The 233-nt window shown below is 46.8% G+C and carries 1 protein-coding gene; it reads right to left on the bottom strand.

Annotated elements, in window-relative coordinates:
- Positions 1–216 (bottom strand): hypothetical protein (locus AC2FA3_RS15655; RefSeq protein WP_490510405.1); only part of this gene is annotated, 216 nt, incomplete at its 3' end.
- Positions 217–233 lie beyond the last annotated feature (17 nt).

Below are 233 nucleotides of genomic sequence, written 5' to 3'. Positions count from 1 at the left end.
ATACCATTCAGTCAGGGATGTGCCTTTTTTAGAAAGATCCAGGAGCGTCACCTTTTTCGGAAATTTCCGTTTCGAAACCATTTTCCTTACGTCTTCCGCAATGTCTTCCCTGTCGCCGTCAGTGTTGAAGATGCCAAGAGTTGTGAAATAACCGTCGCACTGGAGAATGATGGTATAAGCTTCATTGTATGTAATGCCCTGCTCCGTGGTCTTCACCTTCACGAAGCCCTCCC

The sequence above is a fragment of the Janibacter sp. CoH_79_TC_3 genome (assembly GCF_058197955.1).
Note: the sequence above shows the minus strand (reverse complement) of the source record. Positions and strands in the feature narration are given on the sequence as shown.